The organism is Geodermatophilus sp. SYSU D00703, assembly GCF_054050155.1.
This window is the reverse complement of record NZ_JBJGYU010000018.1, coordinates 60,454-71,728: the sequence shown is the minus strand read 5'-3', so window position 1 is coordinate 71,728 and position 11,275 is coordinate 60,454. Positions and strand designations below refer to the sequence as shown.

Annotated in this window: 11 protein-coding genes and 4 tRNA genes; 6 read left to right on the top strand and 9 right to left on the bottom strand. The window is 74.2% G+C overall.

Annotated features, from left to right (window positions below; genetic code table 11):
• Positions 1-95: 95 nt before the first annotated feature.
• The 6 genes from ACI782_RS16990 to ACI782_RS16965 form a co-directional block, all read right to left on the bottom strand.
• On the bottom strand, positions 96-647 hold the full coding sequence (locus ACI782_RS16990; RefSeq protein ID WP_456911247.1) for an MOSC N-terminal beta barrel domain-containing protein: 552 nt from the start codon (positions 645-647) through the stop codon (positions 96-98).
• Complete coding sequence (locus tag ACI782_RS16985; RefSeq protein ID WP_456911246.1) at positions 644-1,084, bottom strand: HNH endonuclease; 441 nt, start codon at positions 1,082-1,084, stop codon at positions 644-646. The genes ACI782_RS16990 and ACI782_RS16985 overlap by 4 nt, the downstream gene beginning before the upstream one ends.
• An 87-nt stretch (positions 1,085-1,171) precedes the next feature.
• Positions 1,172-1,243 (bottom strand) — tRNA-Val (locus ACI782_RS16980).
• A 25-nt stretch (positions 1,244-1,268) separates the two neighbouring features.
• Positions 1,269-1,739 (bottom strand): TIGR02611 family protein, encoded by a 471-nt coding sequence (locus tag ACI782_RS16975; protein ID WP_456911245.1) that lies wholly within the window; start codon positions 1,737-1,739, stop codon positions 1,269-1,271.
• Positions 1,740-1,753: 14 nt separating this feature from the next.
• Complete coding sequence (locus ACI782_RS16970) at positions 1,754-2,632, bottom strand: anti-sigma factor domain-containing protein (RefSeq protein WP_456911244.1); 879 nt, start codon at positions 2,630-2,632, stop codon at positions 1,754-1,756.
• Complete coding sequence (locus ACI782_RS16965) at positions 2,629-3,261, bottom strand: sigma-70 family RNA polymerase sigma factor (RefSeq protein ID WP_456911243.1); 633 nt, start codon at positions 3,259-3,261, stop codon at positions 2,629-2,631. Before ACI782_RS16965 ends, ACI782_RS16970 begins: the two co-directional genes overlap by 4 nt.
• A gap of 126 nt (positions 3,262-3,387) precedes the next feature.
• Here ACI782_RS16965 and ACI782_RS16960 point away from each other — a divergent pair, with 126 nt between their 5' ends.
• The 4 genes from ACI782_RS16960 to ACI782_RS16945 all read left to right on the top strand — a co-directional run bounded on the left by ACI782_RS16960 (position 3,388) and on the right by ACI782_RS16945 (position 4,194).
• The gene (locus tag ACI782_RS16960) at positions 3,388-3,837 is read left to right on the top strand and encodes an SsgA family sporulation/cell division regulator (protein WP_456911242.1); all 450 of its coding nucleotides are present in this window, start codon (positions 3,388-3,390) and stop codon (positions 3,835-3,837) included.
• A 67-nt stretch (positions 3,838-3,904) separates the two neighbouring features.
• Positions 3,905-3,977: transfer RNA gene (locus ACI782_RS16955), tRNA-Gly, on the top strand.
• Between the two features lie 43 nt (positions 3,978-4,020).
• Positions 4,021-4,091, top strand: a tRNA-Cys gene (locus tag ACI782_RS16950).
• Between the two features lie 31 nt (positions 4,092-4,122).
• Positions 4,123-4,194 (top strand) — tRNA-Val (locus tag ACI782_RS16945).
• Between the two features lie 169 nt (positions 4,195-4,363).
• On the opposite strand, the gene coaE is transcribed toward ACI782_RS16945, so the two are convergent.
• Positions 4,364-4,960, bottom strand: a complete 597-nt coding sequence (coaE, locus tag ACI782_RS16940; RefSeq protein WP_456911241.1) for a dephospho-CoA kinase — start codon at positions 4,958-4,960, stop codon at positions 4,364-4,366.
• 234 nt (positions 4,961-5,194) lie between these two features.
• Between coaE and ACI782_RS16935 the strand changes: the two genes are divergently transcribed.
• On the top strand, positions 5,195-5,377 hold the full coding sequence (locus tag ACI782_RS16935; RefSeq protein WP_456911240.1) for a hypothetical protein: 183 nt from the start codon (positions 5,195-5,197) through the stop codon (positions 5,375-5,377).
• Between the two features lie 289 nt (positions 5,378-5,666).
• On the opposite strand, the gene rpsA is transcribed toward ACI782_RS16935, so the two are convergent.
• The gene (gene rpsA / locus ACI782_RS16930; RefSeq protein WP_456911239.1) at positions 5,667-7,127 is read right to left on the bottom strand and encodes a 30S ribosomal protein S1; all 1,461 of its coding nucleotides are present in this window, start codon (positions 7,125-7,127) and stop codon (positions 5,667-5,669) included.
• A gap of 213 nt (positions 7,128-7,340) precedes the next feature.
• Here rpsA and ACI782_RS16925 point away from each other — a divergent pair, with 213 nt between their 5' ends.
• A complete protein-coding gene (locus ACI782_RS16925) occupies positions 7,341-8,189 on the top strand; it encodes a class I SAM-dependent methyltransferase (protein WP_456911238.1) in 849 nt (282 codons plus the stop codon).
• A 344-nt stretch (positions 8,190-8,533) separates the two neighbouring features.
• Here ACI782_RS16925 and polA read toward each other — a convergent pair whose 3' ends face one another.
• Complete coding sequence (polA, locus tag ACI782_RS16920; RefSeq protein ID WP_456911237.1) at positions 8,534-11,209, bottom strand: DNA polymerase I; 2,676 nt, start codon at positions 11,207-11,209, stop codon at positions 8,534-8,536.
• Between the last annotated feature and the right edge of the window lie 66 nt (positions 11,210-11,275).

The window sequence follows — 11,275 nt, the reverse complement described above, 5'->3', positions numbered from 1 at the left end:
GAGGATCGGCGGACGCAGCCCCCCGAGCGTAGTGCGCGACCCCCGTCACCCCTGGCCGACTTCTGCAGGCGGCCGCCCGCGCCGGTCCCTGCCCGTCAGGGCGCGAGCAGCTCCACGGGGTCGCCGACGCGCACCCGCCCCGGCTGCTGCACCTCGGCGTAGACCCCGAGGCAGTGCTTGGGGGTGCGGGTGACCCGCAGCTCCACCGCACCGACGCGCAGCGTGCGGCCGACCCAGCCGCGCTCGTCCTCGCCCGCGGGCAGGTCCAGCAGGAGGTTGGCCCGCGGGTCGTCGGCCGAGCAGCCCTCGGGGACGTCCCCGCCGGCGGCCCGGTCGACCGCTGCCCGGCTGACCAGGTGCACGGCGGCCGCGTCGACCTGCGGCGCGCCGGCCCGGTCCAGCCGCACCGGCCGGCCGAGGACCGCTGTGAGGGTGGCCGTGTCGGCCTCGGCGTCCCCCGTGGCGACCACGCCGGCCATGGCCGGGGTGCCCTTGACCGTCATCCGCTCCCCCGTCGTGGCGTCGACCACCAGCCAGCTCCGGTCACCGGCGAGCCCCGCCGGCCCGACCTCGGCCTCGGCGACGGTGCGCCCGCCCAGGCTCTTCACCAGGTACACGCTGATCTGCACGAGCCTGCCCGCACTCACGAGGCGACCGTACGGCCCAGCCACCCGCGGGACCGGCGCAGCCGGCGCAGCTGGGCGTCGAGGTAGGGCCGGGCGCGGCGCTGGCCGCCCTCGCGGGCGATGGCGGCCTCCAGCGCGGTCAACGCCCGCACCACGCGGGCGGCGTCGGCGGGCCAGCCGCGCCGTTCGCACTCCTCCAGCCAGTCGACGGGGGTGCGGTGCCCGCGCTCGGCGTTGCAGCGGCTGCAGGCGGCGACCTCGTTCTCGATCCAGGACGGGCCGCCCTTCACCCGCGGGACGACGTGCTCGGTGGTGGCCCGCACCAGGCCGCCGAGCTCCCGGCCGCACCAGGTGCACGTGCCGCCGTCCCGCTCGAGGACGGCGGCGAGCCGCTCGGCCCGCCCGGGCGCCCGCGGGCGGATCGGCTCGGGATCGGGCGGGCGCCGGCGCGGGGACATCGCCCCCATCGTCCCCCTGACGGCTCCTCGGGGGGCGGAACGCGGAGAGCCCGGCCCGCTGCGCGCGGACCGGGCCTCTGCCGGGAGTGGGCGATACTGGGTTCGAACCAGTGACCTCTTCGGTGTGAACGAAGCGCTCTACCACTGAGCCAATCGCCCGTGCGTCCTCCATTGTGCCAGACGGTCACCGCCAGAGCGGCACCCACCCCGGGACCCAGTCGGGGACGCCCATCACGTGCAGCGTGACCACGAGGACGCCGTACACGAAGGCCGCCGTCGCGGCGGCGACGAGCAGCCGCAGCCAGAGGGCCTGCCGGCCCAGCCAGTCGGTCCAGCGCTTGACGTGCTTCTTGGTGAACTCCAGCAGGCGCTCGGCCCAGAAGAACTCCGTCGCGAGCACGAACAGGCCGGCGATCACGGTGAGCCAGCCCGGCCCCGGCAGCGGGATGGTCGCCAGCCCGACGGCGACGATCAGGCCGCCGACGACGCCGACGCACAGCCGGTAGGTCGAGTCGACGGTGCGGCTGCCGGCCAGGCGGCGCCGCCAGCGGGTCTCGGCCACCCGCTCCCGCAGGCTGCGGAAGCCGTCCTCGGCGAAGTGCGCCCGCAGCTGCTCGGGCGACTGGTGGTGGCGCCGCTCGCGCTCCGGCTGCACCGTCTCTGGCCCGGTCAGTTGGTCACCTCCCCGCGTGCGACGACGTCCGTCGGTGCCGACGGAGCCTGACGGCCGGGCTCGAGGCTGATCCCGTACTCGGGGGGGTCGTCGAGACCGGTCGCGGCGGAGCCTACGGCCAGGAGGTCCATCCGGGGGCGGAGCACGTCGAAGGTGCCCAGCGCCACGGGCGCGTCGCCGCCCAGACCCCACACGACGTAGGTCTGCGCGCGGGCGTCGTTGACCGGCAGCCCGTGGGCCACGACCTGCACCTGCCCGGTCCGCGCGACCACCGTGGCCACCGGCGTGCCGTCGTCCGCCGACAGCGGCGCGACGACCGCACGGCCCGGGGTGAGGAGTGCGTCGATCATCCGGGCCTGCTCGGCCACCGCGGCCTGCGCGTCGTCCCGCGCCGTGCTGAGGACGACGTTCCAGGTGCCGAGGGCGAGGATCGCCGCCACCGCCGCGGCGGCCAGGGCGCTGGGCAGCACCCGCCGCCACGGGGTCGGGAAGCCGCCGCGGTGCACCGGCTCCGGGACGACGGGGGCGCGGAACCCCGCGGCGGGCCGGTCAGGGGCGGTGACGCCGGGACGGGGCTCCGGGACGGTCGGCTCGGCGGACGGGGGCAGCGGCAGTTGCTCGGTGCGCTCGACCGCGGTCCGCAGCCGTTCCCGGAGCCGCTCGGCGGGCTCGGCAGGCGGCAGTTCGGCCGCCAGGGCGGCCATCACCTCCGCGGTCTCGGCGACCGTGCCGCGACACCGGGCGCACTCGGGCAGGTGCGCCGCGACGAGCGTCTCCTCCTCGGGCTCGAGGGCGCGCAACGCCCAGCCGACGGCCAGCTCGTCGAACAACTCGTGGTCCTCGCGCCGCGGCCCGACGCCCCCGGGGACGCTCACCGGCTCGACCCCTCGACGCGGGCTCCCCCGCCCAGCGCACCGCCGAGGGTCGCGCCGCCGAGCTCCTCCCGCAGCCGCCGCATCCCGGCCAGCATGCGCGTCTTCACCGTGTCGAGCGGCGCACCGGTCAGGGCGGCGACCTCCCGCTGCGTGTACCCGCCGTAGCAGGCCAGCGTCAGCGCCTCCCGCTGCGCCGCGGGCAGGCCGCCCAGCGCGCTCCGGACGCGGTCGGACACCACCCGCGCCCAGACGTCCTCCTCCCCGTCGTGGGCGGCGGCGGCGCGGGCGAGGTCCTCCCCGGCGCGGTCCCGGCGCCGGCGGAGCGACTCCTCCCGGCGGACGGCGTCCACGGCCTCGTGGTGCACCAGCGCGATGAGCCAGGCCGAGACGGTGCCGCGGTCGCGGTCGTGGGCCCCGGGGTCCCGCCACACGCCGAGGAACACCTCCTGGACGACGTCCTCGGCCGGCGTGTCCTCGCCCAGGACCCGCCGGGCGAGGGTGAACGCGAGGCGGCCGTAGCGGTCGTAGAGGTCGTCCACGGCCCTCCGGTCACCGGCCCTCATCTGCGACAGGAGGTCGACGTCCGCGGGGTCCCCCGCGCGCCGTGCCGGACGACTCACGGTGACCATCGTCACACGTCCTCGCCTCCGGGGAGAGCGAGCGGTTCAGGACGGCCCGAAGCGGGCACCCATGGAGTCGACACGCCCGGAACACCGTCGGCGTGACCACTTCCACGAAAGGTCGTTGTTGGGAACATGACCAGCCGCTCGACGCCCGGGTACACCTGCCCCACGACCCTGCACCTCGTCGGACCGCAGTCGTGGACCGAGGTGCCCGCCGTGCTGTCCTACGACGTCAGCGACCCGTTCGCGGTCCGGATCACCTTCGGCGACGGCGGGGCCGCTGACGGCGACGGCATCGCCTGGCTGGTCGGCCGTGAACTGCTCCAGGCCGGGCTCGAGCGCCCCGCCGGCGAGGGCGACGTCCGGCTGTGGCCGTCCCGCACGTCCGGCGACGTCCTGTTCCTGCACCTGCGGGCCCCTTCGGGCGAGGCGCTGTTCGAGGTCTCCCGTGGCACGGTGGCCGGGTTCCTGCGGCTGACGGAGAACATCGTGCCGGTCGGCGAGGAGGCCTCCGTCCTCGACGTGGACGACGAACTGGCCGCCCTGCTGTCCAACGGCGGCGCCGATCCGAGCGGGCGCTGACCCGCGCAGGGACCCCCCTGAAACCCGGTCTCCGGGTCCTGTATCGTTCTCCCTGCACGACAGCAACGCGGACGTGGCTCAGTTGGTAGAGCATCACCTTGCCAAGGTGAGGGTCGCGGGTTCGAATCCCGTCGTCCGCTCGGAACCTCGGGCGCTGGTCGCGAGACCGGCGCCCGTGTGTGCGGTGGAGTGGCCGAGAGGCGAGGCAACGGCCTGCAAAGCCGTCTACACGGGTTCAAATCCCGTCTCCACCTCGGCGTCTCGCCGAGCCTGGTGAGGCGGAACGGGCGATTGGCTCAGTGGTAGAGCGCTACCTTGACACGGTAGAGGTCACTGGTTCGAACCCAGTATCGCCCACAACGCGCCGAGAGGCCCGGGTCCGGTGGACCCGGGCCTCTCGGCGTCTCGGCGCTCCCCGGCGGGAGCGCGGCCCTCGTCACGGGATCCCTCGGTCGGTGCTGCCCGGCTCGTCAGGGCACCTGGCGGGCCCGGCGCCTGCCGTCCGGAGCACCCGGCGAGGGTGCCGTCAGCCCAGCGCGGGCGCCACGTGCTCGGCCCAGAAGTGGTCGACCTGCGCCTCGAGCTCCTCCGGCGTGCCGCTGTTGTCGAGGACGACGTCGGCGACGGCACGGCGCTGCTCGTCGGTGGCCTGCGCGGCGATCCGCGCACGGGCGTCCTCGGCACCGAGCCCCCGCTGCACGAGCCGCCGGACGCGGGTCTCCCGGTCGGCCTGCACCACCAGCACGAGGTCGTAGGACGCCGCCTGGCCGGTCTCCACGAGCAGCGGCACGTCCTGCACCACGACCGCGTCCGCCGGCGCCTCGGCGACCAGTTCGGCGGCCCGCGCGCGCACGAGCGGGTGGACGATGCCGTCGAGGCGGGCCCGCGCCTGCGGGTCGGCGAAGACCACCGCCGCCAGGGCCGGGCGGTCCAGGGCGCCGTCCGCGGTGAGGACCTCCGGCCCGAAGGCCTCCGCCACCGCCGCCAGCCCCGCGCTGCCCGGCGCGACGACCTCGCGGGCGATCCGGTCGGCGTCCACGATCCGGGCACCGCGCGCGGCCAGCAGCCCCGCCACGGTGCTCTTGCCCGATCCGATCCCGCCGGTCAGTCCGATCCGCAGCACGCACGGACAGTAGCCAGCACGCGGTCGACGGTCACGGACGGGTAACACCCGTCCGTCCTGTCCGGCGCGTCGCTCCAGTCACACGAGTCCCGTGGACAACTCTGTCCTCGGCGCACTTCCCCGCCGAGAGAGGCAGAACCGACCATGTCCCGATCCGCCCACGCGGCTCCCACCCCGGCCCCCGCAGCGTCCCGCCGGGGCCCCGGCCGACACCGGCTGGACCGCCCCGCCGGCGTGCGGTGCACCGACCTGCCGGCCGTGCGGGAGCGGATGGAGCGCAACGCCGGCGTCCGCCCGCGCAACGCCTTCATGCGCTGGCTGTCGGCGACGGCCCCGGCCGGTCGGCACACCTGGCAGTTCCTCGCCAACACCGGCGGCCGGCCGCGCACGGCGTTCGCGATCATCCTCAGCCTCTGAGAGGGGACCCCGTCCCCCTCGCCGGAGAGGGACCCCGCCCTCCCCACCCTTCGCGAGCTCAGGGCGGGCCCCGGGACGGGGCCACGGCGAGCCTCTGGACGGGGCCGCGGTGGGCCGGTGCGCGGCGCATCGCCCCGCCGGCCCCGAACGGCACGAGAGAAGGCCCGAGGACCCCGGTCCTCGGGCCTCGTCGGCTGCCCACCGCCCGGCGGCGGGAACGACGGAGGCCCGGAACCCCGCAGGGTCCCGGGCCTCCGCCTCGGGTGCTGCTCAGCTCAGCCGAGGACGATCACTCGCCGCCGGCCAGCTTGGCGCGCAGCGCCGCGAGCGCCTCGTCGCTGGCGAGGGTGCCACCGGAGGTGTCGCTGGGGGCGGCGTCGCCGCTGGAGTAGTTGCCACCGGCCGCAGCCTCGGCGTCGGCCGCGCGGGCCTCGGCGATCTGCTTGCGGTGCGCCTCGAAGCGAGCCTGGGCCTCGGCGTACTGCCGCTCCCACTCGTCGCGCTGGGCCTCGAAGCCCTCGCGCCACTCCCCGGTCTCCGGGTCGAAGCCCTCGGGGTAGATGTAGTTGCCCTGCTCGTCGTAGGACGCGGCCATGCCGTAGGCGGCGGGGTCGAACTGCTCCTCGTCGCCGATGACGCCCTCGTTGGCCTGCTTGAGGGACAGCGAGATCCGGCGCCGGTCGAGGTCGATGTCGATGACCTTGACCAGGATCTCGTCGCCGACCTGCACGACCTGCTCGGGGATCTCCACGTGGCGCTCGGCCAGCTCGGAGATGTGCACCAGACCCTCGATGCCCTCGTCGACGCGGACGAACGCACCGAAGGGCACCAGCTTGGTGACCTTGCCGGGCACGACCTGGCCGATCTGGTGGGTCCGGGCGAACTGACGCCACGGGTCCTCCTGCGTCGCCTTCAGCGACAGGGAGACCCGCTCGCGGTCCAGGTCGACGTCGAGGACCTCGACGGTGACCTCCTGGCCGACCTCGACGACCTCGGACGGGTGGTCGATGTGCTTCCAGGACAGCTCGGAGACGTGCACCAGGCCGTCTACGCCACCCAGGTCCACGAACGCACCGAAGTTGACGATTGAGGAGACGACGCCGGTGCGGACCTGGCCCTTGGCGAGCTTGTTGAGGAACTCGCTGCGGACCTCGGACTGCGTCTGCTCCAGCCACTGCCGGCGGGAGAGGACGACGTTGTTGCGGTTCTTGTCGAGCTCGATGATCTTGGCCTCGAGCTCGCGGCCCACGTAGGGCTGCAGGTCGCGGACGCGGCGCATCTCGACCAGCGAGGCGGGGAGGAACCCGCGCAGGCCGATGTCGAGGATGAGACCGCCCTTGACGACCTCGATGACGGTGCCGGTGACGACCTCGTCGGCTTCCTTCTTCGCCTCGATCGTGCCCCAGGCGCGCTCGTACTGGGCGCGCTTCTTGGACAGGATCAGGCGGCCTTCCTTGTCCTCCTTCTGGAGGACGAGGGCTTCCACCTCGTCGCCGACGGTGACGACCTCGTTGGGGTCGACGTCGTGCTTGATGGACAGCTCCCGCGAGGGGATGACGCCCTCGGTCTTGTAGCCGATGTCCAGCAGCACCTCGTCGCGGTCGACCTTGACGATGACGCCTTCGACGATGTCGCCGTCGTTGAAGTACTTGATCGTCTGGTCGATGGCCGCGAGGAAGTCCTCCTCGGTGCCGATGTCGTTGACGGCGACCTGAGGGGTGCTGTTAGGACGGACCTGGGTGGAGGTCATGTGGTCGAGTGCTCCGGACGGGGGATGAGTAGGGACGGGGCGACCCGCGGCCGGGTGACCGCGGGGAGCGGGGAGACCGGCGCGCGCCGACCCCGTCGGGGACAGCACTGACAGACCTCTGGCGCATTCCCCATGGTACGGACGCCCGCGGGGGTGGGTCCACCTGGGTGCACGTCCGCTGCCGGCACCCCGGCGTGTCACGATCGGCGTGTCATGGAGACTCCCCCGCACCCGCCCGGGCTGCCCCTCGCCGAGGACGGCTACCCGGCTCCGGGCGGGGTGACCCGGCGCCCGGCCGGGACCGCCGAGTCGGTCCGGGCCAGCCGCCGGTGGTGGGACGCCGCCGCGCCGGCCTACCTCGCCGAGCACGGCGCCGACCTCGGCGACGTCGACTTCCTCTGGTGTCCGGAGGGGCTGCGGGAGAGCGAGGCGCACCTGCTCGGGGACGTCGCCGGCCGCCGGGTGCTCGAGGTGGGCTGCGGGTCGGCGCCCTGCTCCCGGTGGCTGCGTCGGGCGGGCGCCGAGGCCGTGGCGCTGGACCTCTCCGGCGGCATGCTGGCCCGCGCCGCGGAGCTCAACCGGTCGACCGGCACCGCCGTCCCGCTGGTGCAGGCCGACGTCGGGGCGCTGCCGCTGACCTCGGAGAGCGTCGACCTGGCCTGCTCGGCGTACGGCGGCCTGCCGTTCGTCGCCGACGTCGAGGGCGCCCTGGCCGAGGTGGCGCGGGTGCTGCGCCCGGGCGGGCGCTTCGTCGCGTCGGTCAACCACCCGATGCGCTGGCCGTTCCCCGACTCCCCCGACCCCGAGGACCTGCGGATCGTCTCCTCCTACTTCGACCGCACCCCGTACGTGGAGACCGACGACGAGGGCCGGGCGGTCTACGTCGAGCACCACCGCACGGTCGGCGACTGGGTGCGGGCCGTCGTCGGCGCCGGCCTCGTCCTGGAGGACCTGGTCGAGCCGGAGTGGACGCCGGGCCGCACGCAGTTGTGGGGCCAGTGGTCGCCAGAACGCGGAGCGCTCGTCCCTGGCACGCTCGTCCTCGTCTGCCGCCGGCCCTGAGCCTGGACCTCAGGTCGAGGGTGAGGACCGGCCTCGGCCGCGGCAGCGGTGCCTCGTCAGGGGGCGCTCACCGGACCCGCTCGCCGGTCCGGTGAGCGTCGGGCGCGCGGTCGAGGACGGTGACGGGGATGCCCGCCCGGGCCAGGCCCAGGGCGTCGAGGATGCCCACCGGTCCGGCACCCCCCCACCAGCACTGTGCCGTCGGTCACGGACCGAACGTCGCCGAGCGGGCGGAGGGGGTCGACCCGCCCTCCGCCCACCGGGAGCAGACGGACCCCGTCCTCGGCCCCGGTGCAGGGTCCCGCGCCGAGCCTGCGAGGCGTGGGGTGCACCGGGGTCCTCCATCAGTGCGCGGCGTCGTCCCAGCTGGAGCCGAAGCCGACCGAGACCTCCAGCGGCACCGAGAGGTCGGCGGCGCCGGCCATCTCCCGGCGCACCAGCGCCTCCAGGACGTCCTTCTCCCCCGGTGCCACCTCGAGCACCAGCTCGTCGTGGACCTGCAGCAGCATCCGCGAGCGCAGCCCCTCGGCGGCGATGGCCTTCTCCACGTCGAGCATCGCGACCTTGATGACGTCGGCCGCCGAGCCCTGGATGGGCGCGTTGAGCGCCATCCGCTCGGCCATCTCCCGGCGCTGCCGGTTGTCGCTGGTCAGGTCGGGCAGGTAGCGGCGCCGGCCGAGGGTGGTCTCGGTGTAGCCGCTCATCCGGGCGTCCTCGACGACGCTGTCGAGGTAGTCGCGGATGCCGCCGAAGCGCTCGAAGTAGGCGTGCATCTGCTCGCGCGCCTCCTCGGTGGAGATGCGCAGCTGCTGGGACAGGCCGTAGGCCGACAGCCCGTAGGCCAGCCCGTAGCTCATCGCCTTGATCCGCCGGCGCATCTCCGGGTCGACGTCCTCGATCGGGATGTTGAACGCCCGCGCGGCGACGAAGGAGTGCAGGTCCTCCCCGGAGGTGAAGGCCTCGATGAGCCCCTCGTCGCCGGAGAGGTGGGCCATGATCCGCATCTCGATCTGGCTGTAGTCCGCGGTCATCAGCGACTCGTAGCCGGAGCCGACGACGAACGCCTGTCGGATGCGGCGGCCCTCGGCGGTGCGGATCGGGATGTTCTGCAGGTTCGGGTCGGTGGAGCTCAGCCGGCCGGTGGCGGCGATCGTCTGCCCGAACGTGGTGTGGATGCGGCCGCCGTCGTCCACCATCGGGATCAGCCCGTCGATGACGGTGCGCAGCCGGGTGACGTCGCGGTGCCGGAGCAGGTGCTCGAGGAACGGGTGGCCGGTCTGCGCCAGCAGCCAGGTCAGCGCATCGGCGTCGGTCGTGTAGCCGGACTTGATCTTCTTGGTCTTGGGCAGGCCGAGCTCGTCGAAGAGCACCGCCTGCAGCTGCTTGGGCGAGCCCAGGTTCACCTCGCGGCCGATCACCGCGTAGCACTCCGCGGCCGCGGCCGCGACGCCCTCGGCGAACTCCCGCTGCAGCTCCTGCAGGAACTGCAGGTCGGCGGCGATCCCCCGCTGCTCCATGCGGGCCAGGACGAAGGTGAGCGGCAGCTCCATCGCCCCGAGCAGGTGGTCGCCGCCACGCTGGCCGAGCACCGACTCCAGCGCGTCGGACAGGTCGTTGACCGCGACGGCCTTGAGCACGTCGGCCGTCGCCGCCTCGCGGGCGAGGTCGGCCTCCGACGGGCCCATCCCGTCGAGGGTCAGCTGCGCCTCGTCCGCGGCGGCGTCCTTCAGCTCCCGGCGCAGGTACCGCACCGCGAGGTCGGCGAGGTCGAAGGAGCGCTGGCCGGGCAGCGCGAGGTAGGCGGCGAGCGCGGTGTCGCTGACCACGCCGTCGAGCTCCCAGCCCCGGGCCCAGACGGCCAGCAGCGGACCCTTGACCTCGTGGACGACCTTGGGCCGGTCGGCGGCGGCCAGCCACGCGGCGAGCGCCTGCTCGTCGGCGACGTCCAGGCCGGGGCCGAGGTCGACGAAGGTCGTGTGGTCGTCGGCGGCGGCCAGCGCGAGGCCGCTGAGCTCGCCGGTGCCGCGGCCCCACGTGCCGCGGAAGATCACGCCGGTGCGCCCGGTCCGGGCGTGCTCGTCCAGCCAGGTCCCGAGCCCGCCGGCCGGCACCTCGTCGACGACGACGTCGAAGCCGCCCTCCACCTCCGGCTCGGCGCTGGTGAGCGTCGCGAACAGCCGGTCCCGGAGCACCCGGAACTGCAGGTTGTCGAAGAGGGTGTGCACCTCGTTGCGGTCCCAGGGCTGGACGGCGAGGTCCTGCGGGCCGACCTCGATCGGCACGGCCCGGTCGAGCTCGGTCAGCCGGCGGTTCTGCAGCACCGAGGACAGGTGCTCGCGCAGCTTGTCGCCCACCTTGCCCTTGACCGTGTCGACCTGGTCGACCAGCGCGTCGAGCGAGCCGTACTCCCGCACCCACTTGGCGGCGGTCTTCTCCCCCACGCTCGGGATGCTCGGCAGGTTGTCGCTGGGGTCGCCCCGCAGCGCGGCGAAGTCCGGGTACTGGGACGGGGACAGCCCGTACTTGGCCTCGACCTCCTCCGGCGTGAAGCGGGTCAGGTCGGACACGCCCTTGCGCGGGTACAGCACGGTGACGTGCTCGTTCACCAGCTGCAGGGCATCGCGGTCGCCGGTCGCGATGAGCACGTCCATGCCCTGCTCGACGGCCTGCACGGTGAGGGTGGCGATCACGTCGTCGGCCTCGAACCCCTCGGCGGTGATGACCGGCACGCGCAGCGCCCCGAGCACCTCCTGGATGAGGCTGACCTGGCCGCGGAAGTCCGTCGGGCTCTCGGCCCGGTTGGCCTTGTACTCCGCGTAGATCTCGCTGCGGAAGGTCTTGCGCCCGACGTCGAAGGCGACCGCGAGGTGCGTCGGCTGCTCGTCCCGCAGGATGTTGATCAGCATCGACGTGAACCCGTAGACGGCGTTCGTCGGCTGTCCGGTGGTGGTGGAGAAGTTCTCCACGGGCAGGGCGAAGAAGGCGCGGTACGCGAGGGAGTGCCCGTCGAGCAGCAGCAACCGCGGGCGGGGTGGGCTGGGTCGAGCGCCAGCGGTCGGGGCGGCGGAGCGGGACGCGGGGGCGGA

Bases quoted from the DNA above. Each gene is read 5' to 3' on its own strand.
- rpsA (WP_456911239.1), bottom strand. From the start codon at position 7,127: ATGACCTCCACCCAGGTCCGTCCTAACAGCACCCCTCAGGTCGCCGTC.
- ACI782_RS16985 (WP_456911246.1), bottom strand. From the start codon at position 1,084: ATGTCCCCGCGCCGGCGCCCGCCCGATCCCGAGCCGATCCGCCCGCGG.
- ACI782_RS16925 (WP_456911238.1), top strand. From the start codon at position 7,341: ATGGAGACTCCCCCGCACCCGCCCGGGCTGCCCCTCGCCGAGGACGGC.
- ACI782_RS16965 (WP_456911243.1), bottom strand. From the start codon at position 3,261: ATGGTCACCGTGAGTCGTCCGGCACGGCGCGCGGGGGACCCCGCGGAC.
- ACI782_RS16960 (WP_456911242.1), top strand. From the start codon at position 3,388: ATGACCAGCCGCTCGACGCCCGGGTACACCTGCCCCACGACCCTGCAC.